This window comes from Serratia ureilytica (assembly GCF_013375155.1).
GTDB lineage: Bacteria > Pseudomonadota > Gammaproteobacteria > Enterobacterales > Enterobacteriaceae > Serratia > Serratia ureilytica.
Map to the genome: position 1 here is coordinate 206,763 of NZ_JABXOF010000001.1, position 15,811 is coordinate 222,573.

General features: G+C 63.0%; 15 protein-coding genes. 10 read left to right on the forward strand and 5 right to left on the reverse strand.

What is annotated here, in order from left to right:
• A complete protein-coding gene (gene prpR, locus HWW83_RS01090; RefSeq protein ID WP_176588927.1) occupies positions 1-1,602 on the reverse strand; it encodes a propionate catabolism operon regulatory protein PrpR in 1,602 nt (533 codons plus the stop codon).
• Between the two features lie 244 nt (positions 1,603-1,846).
• On the opposite strand from prpR, the gene prpB reads away from it, so the two are divergent.
• The 4 genes from prpB to HWW83_RS01110 all read left to right on the forward strand — a co-directional run bounded on the left by prpB (position 1,847) and on the right by HWW83_RS01110 (position 6,145).
• On the forward strand, positions 1,847-2,737 hold the full coding sequence (gene prpB / locus HWW83_RS01095; protein ID WP_033642375.1) for a methylisocitrate lyase: 891 nt from the start codon (positions 1,847-1,849) through the stop codon (positions 2,735-2,737).
• A 33-nt stretch (positions 2,738-2,770) separates the two neighbouring features.
• On the forward strand, positions 2,771-3,934 hold the full coding sequence (gene prpC, locus HWW83_RS01100) for a bifunctional 2-methylcitrate synthase/citrate synthase (RefSeq protein WP_015377141.1): 1,164 nt from the start codon (positions 2,771-2,773) through the stop codon (positions 3,932-3,934).
• A 50-nt stretch (positions 3,935-3,984) separates the two neighbouring features.
• Positions 3,985-5,436, forward strand: a complete 1,452-nt coding sequence (locus tag HWW83_RS01105) for a bifunctional 2-methylcitrate dehydratase/aconitate hydratase (protein WP_046688443.1) — start codon at positions 3,985-3,987, stop codon at positions 5,434-5,436.
• A 79-nt stretch (positions 5,437-5,515) separates the two neighbouring features.
• Positions 5,516-6,145, forward strand: a complete 630-nt coding sequence (locus tag HWW83_RS01110; RefSeq protein WP_047572190.1) for a LysE family translocator — start codon at positions 5,516-5,518, stop codon at positions 6,143-6,145.
• On the opposite strand, the gene HWW83_RS01115 is transcribed toward HWW83_RS01110, so the two are convergent.
• The gene (locus HWW83_RS01115) at positions 6,142-6,981 is read right to left on the reverse strand and encodes a helix-turn-helix transcriptional regulator (RefSeq protein WP_033650544.1); all 840 of its coding nucleotides are present in this window, start codon (positions 6,979-6,981) and stop codon (positions 6,142-6,144) included. The genes HWW83_RS01110 and HWW83_RS01115 overlap by 4 nt on opposite strands.
• 99 nt (positions 6,982-7,080) lie before the next feature.
• Here HWW83_RS01115 and HWW83_RS01120 point away from each other — a divergent pair, with 99 nt between their 5' ends.
• Genes HWW83_RS01120 through HWW83_RS01135 form a run of 4 tightly spaced genes read left to right on the forward strand, consistent with a single transcriptional unit; the run spans position 7,081 to position 12,092 of the window.
• Complete coding sequence (locus HWW83_RS01120; protein ID WP_176588928.1) at positions 7,081-8,505, forward strand: MFS transporter; 1,425 nt, start codon at positions 7,081-7,083, stop codon at positions 8,503-8,505.
• A gap of 57 nt (positions 8,506-8,562) precedes the next feature.
• On the forward strand, positions 8,563-9,192 hold the full coding sequence (locus tag HWW83_RS01125; protein ID WP_176588929.1) for an FMN-binding negative transcriptional regulator: 630 nt from the start codon (positions 8,563-8,565) through the stop codon (positions 9,190-9,192).
• A 37-nt stretch (positions 9,193-9,229) separates the two neighbouring features.
• Positions 9,230-10,189 (forward strand): DNA-binding protein YbiB, encoded by a 960-nt coding sequence (gene ybiB / locus HWW83_RS01130; RefSeq protein ID WP_176588930.1) that lies wholly within the window; start codon positions 9,230-9,232, stop codon positions 10,187-10,189.
• Positions 10,190-10,235: 46 nt separating this feature from the next.
• On the forward strand, positions 10,236-12,092 hold the full coding sequence (locus HWW83_RS01135) for a M3 family metallopeptidase (protein WP_176588931.1): 1,857 nt from the start codon (positions 10,236-10,238) through the stop codon (positions 12,090-12,092).
• A 62-nt stretch (positions 12,093-12,154) separates the two neighbouring features.
• On the opposite strand, the gene HWW83_RS01140 is transcribed toward HWW83_RS01135, so the two are convergent.
• Positions 12,155-12,790: a carbonic anhydrase gene (locus HWW83_RS01140; RefSeq protein ID WP_004939270.1), complete on the reverse strand. Its 636-nt coding sequence runs from the start codon at positions 12,788-12,790 to the stop codon at positions 12,155-12,157.
• Positions 12,791-13,054: 264 nt separating this feature from the next.
• Here HWW83_RS01140 and HWW83_RS01145 point away from each other — a divergent pair, with 264 nt between their 5' ends.
• A complete protein-coding gene (locus HWW83_RS01145; protein WP_103101890.1) occupies positions 13,055-13,471 on the forward strand; it encodes a putative T6SS immunity periplasmic lipoprotein in 417 nt (138 codons plus the stop codon).
• Between the two features lie 68 nt (positions 13,472-13,539).
• Here the strand turns inward: HWW83_RS01145 and bhsA are convergent, their stop codons facing one another.
• Entirely contained in the window at positions 13,540-13,800 is a 261-nt protein-coding gene (bhsA, locus tag HWW83_RS01150) for a multiple stress resistance protein BhsA (protein WP_015377148.1), read from the reverse strand.
• A gap of 166 nt (positions 13,801-13,966) precedes the next feature.
• The gene (locus HWW83_RS01155; RefSeq protein ID WP_047025039.1) at positions 13,967-14,596 is read right to left on the reverse strand and encodes a flavin reductase family protein; all 630 of its coding nucleotides are present in this window, start codon (positions 14,594-14,596) and stop codon (positions 13,967-13,969) included.
• Between the two features lie 118 nt (positions 14,597-14,714).
• Here HWW83_RS01155 and rlmF point away from each other — a divergent pair, with 118 nt between their 5' ends.
• Entirely contained in the window at positions 14,715-15,680 is a 966-nt protein-coding gene (gene rlmF / locus HWW83_RS01160; protein WP_176588932.1) for a 23S rRNA (adenine(1618)-N(6))-methyltransferase RlmF, read from the forward strand.
• Positions 15,681-15,811: the final 131 nt, after the last annotated feature.

The following is a 15,811-nucleotide window of genomic DNA, read 5'->3' on the forward strand; positions in this document are numbered from 1 at the left end:
TCAGTTCGGTTTTTTCAGCCGGCGCCATAAGGTGGTGCGGCTGATCCCGAGCAACCGGGCGGCGGCGGCGTGGTCGCCCCCGCACCGCGCCAGGGCTTCGTGGGCGGGGATGGGCGCCGTCTGTGTCTCGGGCGGCGTGGCCGTCGCCAGCTCCGGCAGCAGCCACTGCAGCGTCTCGCCGCTCGGCGCGGCGCCGGTGCTCAGCATCAGCGCCATCCGCTCCATCATGTTGCGCAGTTCGCGCAGGTTGCCGGGCCAGGCGTAATGGCTTAGCGCGGCGTAACACCCGGCCAGGGTGGCGCGCAGCGGCTCCGTCAGCGGCACGTCGAGCGCCGCCAGCGACTGTTTCAGAAAGTGTTCCGCCAGCATTGCGATATCGTCGCCGCGCGCCCGCAGTGGCGGCAGCTGCAGCCGCAGGGCGCTCAGGCGGTAAAACAGATCGGCGCGAAAATCGCCCTGTTGAATCGCCTGCTCCAGGCGGGTGTGGGTGGCGCTGATGACGCGAAAGTCGACCTTTACCGGCTGTTGCCCACCGACCCGAGTGATGGTTTTTTCTTCCAGCGCCCGCAGCAGCCGGGTTTGCAGGTGCAGCGGCATTTCGCCGATCTCATCCAGAAACAGGGTGCCGCCGTTGGCGGTTTCCAGCAGCCCGCGTCGGCCGCCGCGCCGTGAACCGGTGAAGGCGCCTTCTTCATAGCCGAACAGCTCCGCCTCCAGCAGCGATTCGGCGATGGCGCCGCAGTTGATGGCGACGAACGGCGGTGTCGCGCCCCTGGACGGCGCGCCGCGCCGGGAAAAGTATTCGCGGTGGATCGCCTGCGCCGCCAGCTCTTTGCCGGTGCCGGTTTCGCCTTCGATCAACACCGCCGCCGGCGAGCGGGCGTACAGCATGATGGTGCGCCGGGTCTGTTCCATCTGCGGGGAATTGCCCTGCAAATCGCCCAGCCCATAGCGCGGCTGCAGGGTATCGCGCGCGGCGTAGTCGCCGCCGCGTTTGGCGCCGCCCAGCATCAGGCGCGTCACGTCCAGCGCATCGCTGAAGGCGGCGCGCAGGGTGGCGGCGGAATAGAGAAAAATGGCGGTGAGCCCGGCTTCTTCCGCCAGATCGCTGATGAGGCCGGCGCCGACCACGGCCTGAATACCGGCGGCTTTCAGCTCGGCGATCTGGCCGCGCGCGTCCTCTTCGGTGACGTAACTGCGCTGCTCCAGCGGCAGATCGAAGGTTTGCTGGAACTCCATCAGCGCGGGCAGGGGCGTTTTATAGGTGATGACACCGATCCGATCGGCGGTTCTGCGCGCCTGGCTCAGCGCCTGCAGCAGGTCGAAGCCGCCAGGCTTGACCAAAATGACCGGCACCGACAGGCGGCTTTTCAGGTAGGCGCCGTTGGAGCCGGCGGCGATGATGGCGTCGCAAGGCTCGCTAGCCAGGCGAGAGCGGATATGCTGCACCGCCTCCTCGAAGCCGAGACGGATCGGGGTGATGGTCGCCAGGTGGTCGAACTCGAGGCTGATATCCCGGAACAGATCGAACAGGCGGGTGATGGAGACGGTCCAGATCACCGGTTTGTCCGGCGTGCGGGGCGGCGTGATGTGATCGCTCATGGTGGGTTACCGAATGAAAGTGGCTGCATTAGGTGTAGCCTTGTTTCAGTCATGTTTCAAATATGCCGACTGAAACCGAGATTGAAACGTTAACTGAAACGTTTTTTATCGCTTGGTCTGCCCAATGGCGATGCGAATTTTATAACTCACTTATTTTTATCGCTTTTAATTTTTTCCTCGCCAAAGTGCAACCTGGCCCGCCTCTTGCTCTGTCTGTTCCATCTAGCTAATCGGAGAGAACGTCATGACGCTGCGCTCACCCGGGCTCGCCTTTCGTCAGGCCCTGAGTAAAGAAAAACCCCTGCAAATCGCCGGCGCGATCAACGCCAACCATGCCCTGCTGGCCCAGCGGGCGGGGTTCCAGGCCATCTATCTTTCCGGCGGCGGCGTGGCGGCCGGTTCGCTGGGGCTGCCGGACCTGGGTATTTCGACGCTGGACGATGTGTTGACCGATATTCGCCGCATCACCGATGTCTGCCCGCTGCCGCTGCTGGTGGATGTCGACAGCGGTTTCGGCGCATCGGCGTTCAACGTCGCCCGCACGGTGCGCTCGGTGAGCAAGGCCGGGGCGGCGGCGCTGCATATCGAAGATCAGGTCGGCGCTAAGCGCTGCGGCCATCGGCCCAATAAGGCCATCGTCTCCACCGAAGAGATGGTGGATCGCATCAAGGCGGCGGTAGATGCGCGCAGCGATCCGGACTTCGTGATCATGGCGCGCACCGATGCGCTGGCGGTGGAGGGGCTGGAGGCGGCCATCGAGCGCGCTCAGGCTTACGTGGCGGCCGGGGCCGACATGCTGTTCCCGGAAGCGATTACCGAGCTGGGCATGTACCGACGCTTCGCCGAAGCGACGCAGGTGCCGATCCTCGCCAACATCACCGAATTCGGCGCGACGCCGCTGTTCACTACCGAGGAGCTGCGCAGCGCCCAGGTGGATATGGCGCTGTATCCGCTGTCGGCCTTCCGAGCGATGAATCGGGCGGCGGAGCGGGTGTACCGCGCCCTGCGCGAGGAGGGCACGCAGAAAAACGTCATCGACACCATGCAGACCCGCAACGAGCTGTATGAAAGCATCAACTACTATTTGTTCGAAGAGAAACTCGACGCTCTGTTCGCTCGCCAACGCGACGAATAAGCGCCATTCACGCAGAAGCCAAATGAGGACAGTATGAGCCAAGCGATCCCCCCGCAAAGCCCGACTGGCGTTAAGCCGAAAAAATCCGTGGCGTTATCCGGCGTGCCCGCCGGGAATACCGCGCTGTGTTCCGTAGGGCGCAGCGGCAACGATCTGCACTACCGCGGTTACGACATTCTCGACCTCGCGCGCCACTGCGAGTTTGAAGAAGTCGCCCATCTGCTGATCCACGGCAAGTTGCCCAACCGCGACGAACTACATGCCTACAAGCAGCGGCTCAAGGCGCTGCGCGGCCTGCCCGCCAGCGTGCGCACGGTGCTGGAGGCGCTGCCGGCGGCATCTCACCCGATGGACGTGATGCGCACCGGCGTTTCGGCCCTCGGCTGCACGCTGCCGGAAAAAGAGCAGCACGGCGCGGCCGGCGCGCGCGACATCGCCGACCGCCTGCTGGCGTCGTTGGGATCGATGCTGCTCTACTGGTATCACTACAGCCACAACGGCGAGCGCATTCAGCCGGAGACCGACGACGATTCCATCGGCGGCCACTTCCTGCACCTGCTGCACGGCGCAGCGCCTTCCGCCAGCTGGGAGCAGGCGATGCACGCGTCATTGATCCTGTACGCCGAGCATGAGTTCAACGCCTCGACCTTCGCCGGCCGGGTGATCGCCGGCACCGGATCCGATGTCTATTCGGCGATCGTCGGCGCCATTGGCGCGCTGCGCGGGCCGAAGCACGGCGGCGCCAACGAGGTGTCGCTGGAGATCCAGCAACGCTATGAAACGCCGGACGAAGCGGAAGCCGACATTCGCCGCCGCATCGACAACAAAGAGGTGGTGATCGGCTTCGGGCACCCGGTGTATACCGTCTCCGATCCGCGCCATCAGGTGATCAAAGAGATCGCGCTGCGCCTGTCGCAGGAAGCGGGTGCGATGAAGCTGTATGACATCGCCGACCGGCTGGAAAGCGTAATGCGCGACACCAAAAACATGTTCCCCAACCTCGACTGGTTCTCGGCGGTGTCTTATCACCAGCTGGGGGTGCCCACCGAAATGTTCACGCCGCTGTTCGTCATGGCGCGCGTCAGCGGCTGGTCGGCGCACATCATCGAGCAACGGCAGGACAACAAAATCATTCGCCCGTCCGCCAACTATACCGGGCCGGAAGCGCGAGCCTTCGTACCGCTGGATCAGCGCTGAGCGCCGGTCGTTATCGTGTCGTTTTCACTCTGGAGCCTTTGGGAATCATGATGCTTGAGTCTGCCAATACCCGCCGTCCGCCATTCGATCGCGAAATGGTCGATATCGTCGATTATGTGATGAAAGAGGCCGTCGATACCCCGGCGGCGTACCGCACCGCCCATTATTGCCTGCTCGATACCCTCGGCTGCGGGCTGGAGGCGCTGAGCTACCCGGCCTGCAAGAAACTGATGGGGCCGGTGGTGCCGGGCGCCGAGGTGCTGAACGGCAGCCGGGTGCCCGGCACCCGTTTCCAGCTGGATCCGGTGCAGGCGGCGTTCAATATCGGCACCATGATCCGCTGGCTCGACTTTAACGACACCTGGCTGGCGGCGGAGTGGGGCCACCCGTCGGACAACCTGGGCGGGATCCTGGCGGTGGCCGATTGGCTCTCTCGCCAGGCGGTGGCGGCGGGCAAAGCGCCGCTGACCATGCGGCAGGTGCTGATCGCCATGATCAAGGCGCATGAGATCCAGGGCTGCCTGGCGCTGGAAAACGCCTTCAACCGGGTAGGGTTGGATCACGTGCTGCTGGTGAAGGTGGCGTCCACCGCGGTGGTGGCGCAGCTGCTCGGCCTGAGCCGCGAGGCGATCCTGAACGCGGTGTCGCTGGCGTGGGTGGACGGGCAGTCGCTGCGCACCTACCGCCACGCGCCGAACGCCGGCACCCGCAAATCCTGGGCGGCTGGGGATGCGACCGCCCGCGCGGTGCGGCTGGCGCTGATGGCCGCCACCGGTGAGATGGGCTATCCCTCGGCGCTCACGGCGCCGACCTGGGGATTCTACGACGTCTCGTTCAACGGCAAACCTTTCCGCTTCCAGCGGCCGTACGGCGCGTATGTGATGGAGAACGTGCTGTTTAAAATTTCGTTCCCGGCGGAGTTCCATGCCCAGACCGCCGTGGAGGCGGCCATGACGCTGCACCGCCAGATGCAGGCCGCCGGCAAAACCGCCGCCGACATCGCCGCAGTGAGCATCCGCACTCACGAGGCCTGCCTGCGCATTATCGACAAGCAGGGGCCGCTGGATAATCCGGCGGATCGCGATCACTGCATTCAGTATATGGTGGCGATCCCGCTGCTGTTCGGCCGGCTGACGGCGGCGGATTACGAGGACCGGGTGGCCGAAGATCCGCGCATCGACGCATTGCGTAGCAAGATACATTGCCATGAAGATCCCGCCTTCACGCGCGATTATCACGATCCGGAAAAACGCTCGATAGCCAATGCGCTGACGGTGGAGTTCGCCGACGGCAGCCGTCTGGATGAGGTGGCGGTGGAGTATCCTATCGGCCATGCGCGGCGGCGCGAAGAGGGCATCCCGCTGCTGATCGAGAAGTTCAAAACCAACCTGGCGCGCCAGTTCCCGGCCCTGCAGCAGCAGCGCATTCTTGAGGTGTCGCTGGACCGGCAGCGGCTGGCGCAGATGCCGGTCAACGAGTATCTCGATTTGTGGGTGATCTGACGCGAGCGGCGCTGACAAGCCACGTCGGCGTCGCTATGATGGACGCTCCATCCCCGTCCGTCTTCTTATCAGGTGATTCATGATTGATGCCGCAACGCTGTTGTTGTTTTCCGGTGCCTGCGTGGCGCTGGCGCTGACCCCCGGCCCGGATATGCTGCTGATCGCTTCGCGCAGCGTCAGCCAGGGGCGGCGGGCCGGTTTCGCTTCGCTGGCGGGCATTCAACTCGGCACTTACTGCCACGCGCTGGCGGCGGCGCTGGGGTTGTCGCAACTGTTCGTCGCGGTGCCGCTGGCTTACGACGCGGTGAGAATGTTGGGCGCGGCTTATCTGCTCTATCTGGCGTGGAAAACGCTGCGATCCGGCAGCAGTCTGCAGGCTTCCGCCGGGTTGCAGGCGGTGCCGACGGCGCGCATTTTCCGACAGGGGCTGCTGACCAACATCCTCAACCCGAAGATGGCGCTGTTCGTGCTGGCGCTGTTCCCGCAGTTTATCGATCCGCGCGCCGGCTCGGTGGTGGTGCAGATGCTGGCGCTGGCGACGGTGCTGAATCTGGTCGGCTTGCTGATTAACGGCGGGGTGATCCTGGCGGTCAGCGGCATGAAAAGCCGTTTCGCCAGTCGCCGCTTCAGCGCCCGCTGGCCGAACTACCTGCTGAGCGGCGTGTTCGCCGGGCTGGCCTGCAAACTCATTTTCGACAGCCGTCGTTAATCCTCGCGCAGCAGCGCTTCAAACGCCGCGCTGGCCGGTTCGTCCGGCAGCGCGCTGTACATCACCAGCCGCAGATGGTTCTCTTCGTCGACGATGAAAGAGGCATGGTCAAAGGTGACCGGGCCGATCTCCGGGACGACGAAGCTGCGCCGCCCCTGACAGCGTCCGTGAATGTCATGCTGCCGCCAGAGCCGGCGGAACGGCGGCGACACCCGCTCCAGCGCCTGCACCCGTTGGCGCATTACCTCATCCTCCGGCGCGCGGGCGTAGTCGCGGCGGAAGCTGGCCAGGATTTGCGGCGCCTGCGCCTGCCACTCCAGCAGGCGCTCATTGAGCTGCGGATCGGCAAACAGCATCCACAACATGTTGCGCTCTTGCGCCGGGCGATCGCCGATGGCGAACAGCCGCTGTGCCGCCGGATTCCAGGCGATGATGTCCCAACTCAGGTTCATGACGTAGGCCGGACGCAGCGCCAAATCGTCCAGCAGACGCCGCACCAACGGCGAAACCTGGCACCACTGATGCCCAACCGGCACCGGCGGGCGCTGATGCGCCAATAAGAACAGGTGGTAGCGGCCGGCGGCGTCGAGCTGCAGCACCCGCGCCAGATTTTCCAAAAACGTCACCGACGCATTGATTTCCCTGCCTTGCTCCAGCCAGGTGTACCAGGTGAGGCCGACGCCGGCCAGCGCCGCCACTTCCTCGCGCCGCAATCCCGGCGTGCGGCGGCGGCTGCCGCTCGGCAAGCCGACCGCCTCTGGCGACAGCTGTTCTCGCTTTTGCCGCAGAAAATCCCCCAGTTCGTGGCGGGTGCGTTCGAGGGTGCGTGGGGGCATATCGGCCGTCCTGTTGCTGTTAGTAATAGTATAAGTGGCTATATAGTAACAGTTTAAACCTTGTTCCATACTGCGGCCATCATAATCTCTGGAGGTGGTATGGAACATTCATTATCTGGTGAGCGGCGAGGGCTGCCCGGCCTGCCGGTGCTGCTGTTGGGCGGTTTCGTCACGGTGTTCGATCTGTTCGTGGTCAACGTGGCAGCGCCGGTGATCCAGCGGCAGTTCGCCGCCGATTTCGCCGGGGTCGGTTTGATCGTCGCCGGTTACGAGCTGGCGTTTGGGGTGCTGTTGATCGCCGGTGGGCGCCTGGGCGATCGCTTCGGGCGTCGGCGCTTGTTCAGCCTCGGCATGCTGGGATTCACGTTGAGCTCCCTGCTGTGCGGGCTGGCGGGATCGCTCGGCCTGCTGATCGCCGCGCGTATTCTGCAGGGGGCGACGGCGGCGCTGTTGTTCCCGCAAATTTACGCCTTGATGCGGGTGCTGTACGCGCCGCAACAGCGACGGCGCGCCTTCGCCTGGCTGGGCATGACGTTGGGATTGGCGGCGATCTTCGGCCAGATCCTCGGCGGATTTATCATCGAGGCCAACCTGTTCGGCAGCGGCTGGCGCATGATCTTTTTGATCAATTTGCCGATCGGCGCACTGGCGCTGTGGGCGGTGCGGTGCATTCCCGAATCGCGGGTGGCGCAGGCGCAGCGGCTGGACGGCGTTGGCCTGTGGCTGGCGGCGACCGGCCTGTCGCTGTTGCTGCTGCCGCTGCTGGAGGGGCCGGCGCGCGGCTGGCCGTGGTGGATAGCGCCGATGTTGGCGTTGGCGATGCTGACGCTGTGGGGCTTCCTGCGTTGGGAGCGGCGTCTGGCGCAGCGCGGTGACGATGCGGTGCTCGATCCGGCGCTGTTCCGCCAGGCGGGTTTCGCGCCGGGCATGGCGGTGGTGCTGGCGATTTATGCCACCGCCTCCTCGTTTTTCTTGTGTTTCGCGCTGCTGCTGCAGGCGGGGGCGGGGCTGACGCCTTTTCAGGCGGGCAGCCTGTTCGCCCCGGCCAGCGCGGCCTTTATGTTGGCCTCGATGCTGGCGCCCCGGTTGGCGCAGCGGTGGGGCAACGGCGTGCTGAGCGTGGGCGTGGCGATTTACGCCGCCGGGTTGGCGCTATTGATGGCGCAGGCGCTGTGGGGTGAGGCGCTGACGCATCCGCTGCGGCTGCTGCCGGGGTTGGTGGTGCTGGGGTTCGGTCAGGCGCTGAGCATGACGCCGCTGCTGAATCTGGTGCTGGGTTTGGCGCAGGAGCGGCAGGCGGGGATGGCGGCGGGTCTGGTCGCCACCGTGCAGCAGGTGGGAGGCGCGTTGGGCATCGTGGTCAGCGGCGTCGGTTTTGTGCCGCTGTTGGCGAGCGGCGGCGCGGCGGAGCGCTATGCCCAAGCCTTTGCCGGCGCCATGGTATTTAATCTGTTGGCGATGGGCGTGGCCCTGCTGTTGTTAAAGCGGATCACTCGAAATAGCCAGAAAGCGGATCTTAAGTAGGCCGCCGGCGGGTGCTTTACTGTTGTCATCATGAGAGCGCGATAAGGAGCCCCACTGATGTTTCAACCCGCCGCATTTCGCGAAGACGATCTGGATGCCCAACTGGCGTTGATCCGCGCCCACCCGCTGGGGCTGTTGGTCAGCCACGGCGAGCACGGATTGACGGCCGACCCGCTGCCGTTTGTGGCTGATGTCGAGCAGGGGCAGCTGCGGCTGCGGGCGCACCTGTCGCGCGCCAACGAGCACTGGCGGCGGTTGCGGCACGTCGCGGAATGCCTGGTGATCTTTCAAGGCCTGGAAGGTTATGTGTCGCCAGGCTGGTACCCGAGAAAACGCCAGACCGGCAAGGTGGTGCCGACCTGGAATTACAGCGTGGTGCAACTGTATGGCGTGCCGACGGTGACGGACGATCCGGCCTGGCTGCGCCGCCAACTGATCGACCTGACGGCGCAACAGGAAGGGCGCCGCCCGGCGCCCTGGCGGCTCGACGACGCGCCGGCCAACTACATCGCCGCGCAGCTTAAAGGCATTGTCGGTATCGAGATCGCCGTCACCCGGCGCGAAGGCAAATGGAAGATGAGCCAAAACCGCAGCGCCGACGATGCCGGCGGGGTGATCGCCGGGCTGCGCGAGGGCGATGACGCGCAGCGGCGACTGGCGCAGGAGGTTGAGCGGCGGCGCGGATAGGGTATGCTAACTGAAGGGCAGCCAGGGGAACCTTCGGATGGATTACACCAAAATTATCAAAGAAATAGGCCGCGGCAAAAATCATGCGCGCGACCTGGATCAACAGACCGCTTTTCAACTGTATCAGGCGATGCTGGCCGGGGAGGTCCCCGAACTTGAGCTTGGCGGCATTCTGATCGCGCTGCGCATCAAGGGCGAAGCCGAAGAGGAGATGCTGGGGTTCTACCAGGCGATGCAGCAGCAGGTATTGTCGCTGCAGGCGCCGCAAGGGCGCCCGATGCCGGTAGTGCTGCCGAGCTACAACGGCGCGCGCAAGCAGGCCAACCTGACGCCGCTGCTGGCGCTGCTGCTGGCGAAAGTGGGCCTGCCGGTGGTGGTGCACGGCGTCCTGGACGACAGCACCCGCGTGACCAGCGCCGAGATTTTCCGCGCTCTGGGGCTGCCGTGGTCGGAACAGGCCGCTCACGCCCAGCGGCGTCTCGATAACGGCGAGGCGGTATTCATGCCGGTTTCCACGCTGTCGGCGCCGTTGGCGCGGCAGCTCGGGCTGCGTTGGCGCATGGGGGTGCGCAACAGCGCCCATACGCTGGCCAAGCTGGCGACGCCGTTTGGCGAACAGGATGCGTTGCGCCTCGCCAGCGTCTCACATCCGGAGTATGTTGGCCGGGTGGCGTCGTTTTTCCGCCAGATCGGCGCCCGCGGGTTGCTGATGCACGGCACGGAAGGCGAGGCCTACGCCAACCCGCTGCGCTGCCCGCAAATTCACCACATCGTCGGCGGCGAACAGCAGGTGCTGCTGGAGCGCACCTTGCCGGATGAAACACCGGCATTGCCGGCGGCGAAAGACGCTGAAACCACCGCGCGCTGGACTGAACGCTGTCTGGCGGGCGAGGTGGCGATCCCGCAGGCCATCCAGCGGCAGGTCGCCTGTTGCCTGGTGGCTGCCGGCGAGAGCGAGACGCTGGAGCAGGGGCTGCAGCGCCTGCGTCAGGCCTAAGCGCGACTATACTGGGATATTTCCTCATCGGCTGAGAAGGACGGTTATGCAACAGGCTCTCGATTACTTCAATCAATTGAACCAGGATTACCTCGACGTTCACCGCGCCAAAGAAGAGCTGTTCTGGCAAAACTACATGGGCACCGGCGATGAAGACGTCTCGGCGCGCTTTTCCGCCGCGGAAAGCGCCTATAAGCGCTTCGTCGCCGAACCGCGCCGGCTGGCCGAGATCCGCAGTCTGCTTGCCGGGCTGGAAGCGTTGCCGCAGGAGGCGCAGCGCGATGCGCTGATCCATGGCCTGCAAGGTTGGCTGCGTTTCTTCGACTGCAACGCCATTGAAGACTCGCAGGCGCAGGCGCTGTTGGATCAAATCATCCACGCCGAGTCCGATCTCTACTCGCGCCGCAAGGGCTATCAGGTCACGCACCTGAACGCCGACGGGCGGCGGGTGGCGGCCTCGCTCGGCGAGCTGCTGACCAACCAGGCGACCAACCCGAACGAAGACTCTCGCCGCAGCTCGCAGCAGGCGCTGCGCGATCTGGAGCAATGGCTGCTGCATAACGGCCTGCCGGAGCTGATCGGCCTGCGCAACCGCTTTGCGCGCCAGATGGGCTATCGCAACTACTTCGATTACAAGGTGAACAAAACCGAGCACATGACGCCGGAGCAGCTGTTCGCCATTCTGGATCGCTTCGAGCGGGAAACCCGCGAGGCCAACGCGCGCAGCCTGCAACAGCTGGCGGCTGACAAGGGCAGCCAGGCGCTGGAGCCGTGGAATGTGCGCTTTGCCAGCGCCGGCGACGTCACCCGTCAACTGGATCCTTACTTCCCGTTTTCTCGTTCGCTGGAACGCTGGGTCGACAGCTTCAAACGTCTGCACATCGGTTTTGGCGGCGCCGAGATGAATCTCGATCTGCTGGTGCGCAAAGGCAAGTTTGAGAACGGCTTCATGCACGGCCCGGTGCCGCCGTTTGTGCGCCAGGGGGAATGGGTGCCGGCGCGCATCAACTTCACCAGCCTGGCGCAGCCGGGGCAGGTGGGCAGCGGCGCTTATGGGCTCAACACCCTGTTCCACGAGGGCGGCCACGCGGCGCACTTCGCCAACATCCGCCAGAATGCACCGTGCTTCTCGCAGGAGTTCCCGCCGACCTCGATGGCCTATGCCGAAACCCAGTCGATGTTCTGCGACAGCCTGCTGGACGACGCCGACTGGCTGAAACGCTATGCGAAAAACGCCGCCGGCGAAGCGGTGCCCGATGCGCTGATTGAGGCCGGCATCGCGGCGCGCCAGCCGATGCGCGCGTTCAACGAACGCCATATCCTGCTGGTGCCGTACTTCGAGTGGGCGTTGTATCAGTGGGATGACGAGCAGCGCACGCCGGAAGCCATCACCGCGCTGGCGCGCGAGGTCGAGCAAAAGATCCTCGGCATCAGCGGCAGCCCGCGCCCGACGTTGGCGATCCCGCACCTGCTGTCGCTGGAGTCCGCCTGTTCCTATCAGGGTTATCTGCTGGCGATGATGGCGGTGGAGCAAACCCGTCACTTCTTCCTGCAGCGCGACGGTTACCTGACGGACAACCCGGCCATCGGCCCGGATCTGGCGCAACACTACTGGTTGCCGGGCAACAGCGTCAGCCATGACGACACGCTGCGCAGCCTGACCGGCGAAGGGTTTAATCCGGACTCTCTGGCGCAGGCCTGCAACCAGACGGTGGCACAGGCGTGGCATGAGGCGCAGCAGACGATGGCCGCCGCGGCCAAGCGCCCGCAGCCGCCAGCAGATTTCGATTTGCAGGCGCACATCCGGGTGGTGGATGGCGAGACGGTATTGGCGGACAACGCTGAGGGTGACGACCGGATGTGCCGCGACTTCGCTGCGGCGATAGAGGCGCGCTTGGCTTAAGGCGGATAATAAAATCCACGCCGCAGCGTGGATTTTATTTAATGGCTAAACCGGACGCTATTTTATTCGAAATAGACGTCGGGATTATCGGCCAAAGACACGAAGCTCTTGGTGTTTCTATCCAGCGTGCGAATTTCGCCGCTTTCGATGTCGTACACCCAGCCGTGCAGGCGCAGCCCGCTGTTGCGCAGACCCACCGCCACAGAAGGGTGGGTTTTGATATTATTTAGCTGAGCAATAACGTTCTCTTCGACCATAGCGTTAACTTTGTCTGTTTCGCTATTCCACGTTTTCTTCTCGACCACCGCTTTGGCCGCATCCGCGTAGTGCAGCCAGTGAGCTACCGCAGGCATGGGGTCGAGGCACTGGCAGGACGCGATAGCCTTCATGGCGCCACAGTTCGAGTGGCCACAAATCACGATATCGGTAACCCCCAACGCCACCACTGCATACTCGATGGTGGCAGAGACGCCGCCCGGCTCCGGGCCGAAGGAAGGGACGATGTTGCCGGCGTTACGGATAACGAAAAGCTGCCCAGGTTCTTGCTGTGTGACCAGCTCGGGCACTAAACGGCTGTCAGAGCATGAGATAAACAGCGCTTTGGGATTTTGGCTGGAGGCAAGGCTGCGGAACAGTTCCTTGCGCTGCGGGAAAATCTCTTTCTGGAAACTGAGGAAACCTTCAATGATATGTTGCATACAACGCTCTCTGCATCTGTAGTCTGCGTAACATGATAATCATCCTCTCCCGTTAGTCCAGCTATGGGCAGGTAAAAAAATGTGTGTGCAAACCCCATTGAATACAGGGTTTCTGCCTGTTGGCGACAGAATTTTCCGGCTCGTTTACGCGTGGGGGCTGACGAAGCGGACGATAGGAAAATAGCTGTCGTATCTATTTAAAACTCGCTATGAAACCGTGTTACGGTTGTTCATCCAAGAGCCGCGTAACCCAAAGGCAATGAAATGAAAAAACTGACTTTTTTATTGGTGCTGGCATTGCTGAGCGGCTGTGTGCAGGAACGTCCCTGGTTCTATCCGGCAAACGTTAGCGTTAAAAACAATCGCGTATGCATTAGTGTGCCGGACGATATTGACGGAAAACGCGAGCTGGTGGGCATCGGAATTTATCAACCGGGGGCCGGAGGGAAGGCGGAATGGTCCACGTCGGTTGCGCCGGGCCAGCAGCCGATAGCGGTCATGCCTGGCGAATGCCTGACGGAGGCTTTCGACGGGTTCAAGATTGGGCATAGCTATTCGGTTGAGATTGCGACGGTCGGCAACGCGTCAAATGAGGCACCGCGCAAATATTGGACTGAATTTACATTGGTTGCTGACAAAGCGGACGGCAAAAAACTCGCTGTCTTACCCATTCAGCGCTAATGCACTTGAACATAAAAAAAGCCCGCCGGGGTGATAGCCGGCGGGCTTTTTGACGTCTGGGGCGGCGATTATTTGTAGATAACCGCGGTGGCGTGCATCAGGTTATTGCCGCTGGTGGAGGTGATGGTGAAAGCTTTGGCGCCCGCCGCATCGGCTTTGGCGGCCAACTGGGATTTCAGGCTGCTCAGGTCGGTCGCGCCGCTGGCGACGATCACGCCGGCTTTTTCGAATTGGGCGGCATCCTGCGCGCTGACGTGTTCAGCGGCGAAAGTGGTGAAAGAAACGGTAGCCAGAGCGATAGCAGCAGCAAAAGTTTTGATGGTTTTCATGTTCGTCATTCCTGTCAAAGCGGATTAGGGAGAAAGGGAGTGCCTTTCGATGGGAAGATTATTGCGCAGGAGAAGACGTGATGAAATCGGAGAGTGTTGATGGTTTTATTCAGATTTTTTGATTATTAATTCCCCCGTTCATCTTCTGCATAAACGGGGGAGACGATCAGCGCGTCGGGCGCGTCAGATCGAAACGGTGCTGCTCGGAAATGCCGTAGTAGGCGCTCGGGCCGCCGGCGCGCAGGATCGGTTCGGCGGCGGCGGTCTGGTAAACGCCGTGTTCATCCAGCAGCGCCGGATCGAGATGCACCGCCACCACTTCGCCCAACACCAGCCAGGTCTCCACCTGTTCCCCGGCGGCGGTTTGCAACTGAATGCATTGGGTCAGGCGGCATTCGAAGTTCACCGGGCTTTCGGCCACGCGCTCGGCTTTGACCCGACGCCCGGGCAGCGGCGTGACGCCGGCGAAGGCGAATTCGTCCTCACCGCGCGGCAGGGTGATGGAACTGTTGTTCATCGCTTCCGCCAACGGTCGCGTCGCCAGGTTCCAGACGAACTCGCCGGTTTCCACGATATTCGCCACGCTGTCTTTCCAGCCGGTGCTGGCGAAACCGATGATGGGCGGGCGGTAGTTGAAGCAGTTGAAAAAGCTGTAGGGCGCCAGATTACGCAAGCCGGCGGCGCTGCGGGAAGAGATCCAGCCGATGGGGCGCGGGCCGACGATGGCGTTCAGCGGATCGTGCGGCAGGCCGTGGCCGGCGGCGGGTTCATAATAATAACGAGATTCACGGCTCATGGGGGCCCCTGTGGCAATCGATGAAGCTTTCATTGTGCCGGGTTTCCCGCCGCTGCGCCATTCCGGGCCGGATGTGTTATCTTACGCGCCGGAAATACCTTCAAGAGAGCCCGTCACGGTGGAAAAAAAGAAAACCTTCCCGCAGCAGAAAAGCGGCCTGCATCCGCGCAACCGTCATCGTTCGCGCTACGACTTCCCGGCGCTGATCGCCAGCTGCCCGGCGCTGGCGCCGTTCGTAAAACCGAACGCCTGGGGCGATGTCTCGGTGGATTTCGCCGATCCGGCGGCGGTGAAAATGCTCAACCGTGCGTTGCTGCAACACTTTTACGGCATCGAACACTGGGATATTCCGGCTGATTACCTGTGCCCGCCGATCCCCGGCCGCGCCGACTATCTGCACCACCTGGCGGATCTGCTGGCGACCAGCAACGGCGGCGAGGTCCCGCGCGGCAAGGGCGTGGCGATCCTCGACGTCGGCGTCGGCGCCAACTGCATTTACCCGATCGTCGGCCTGCGCGAATACGGCTGGCGTTTCACCGGCTCCGAAATCGATCCGGTGTCGCTGAACGCAGCCAAAATGATCGTCGAAATGAACCCGACGCTGCGCAACAGCGTGCGTCTGCGGCTGCAAAAACAGCCTGAGCTGATTTTTAGCGGCATCATCGGCGCGGCCGAGAAATTCGACGCGACCCTGTGCAACCCGCCGTTCCACGCGTCCGAGCAGGAAGCGCGCGCCAGCACCCGCCGCAAGCTGCATAAATTGGGCAAAGGGGAAGTGGCCGACAAGCCGGTGCAAAACTTCGGCGGCAAGAACAACGAGCTGTGGTGCGAAGGCGGCGAAGAAGCCTTTGTGCGCAAGATGGTGGAAGAGAGCGTCAGCAAGGCCAATAACTGCCTGTGGTTCACCTCGCTTATCTCGAAAAACACCACGTTGCCGGCCATCTACCATGCGCTGAAAGTGGCGGGGGCGGCCGAGGTGCGCACCATCGAGATGGCGCAAGGGCAGAAGATCAGCCGCTTCGTCGCCTGGACCTTCCATGACGCCGAGCAACAGGCCGCCTGGGTAGCTGAACGCTGGCGTTAATCTTCCCGGCGCCGGTTATCCTGCCGGCGCCGACAAAAATCCGCATTTTACCTTTCAATTTTCATCACTTACGTTATTCTCAATACAGTTATTCATAATAAAAATCTTAGGTTGTTGGTTTATTTAAATTC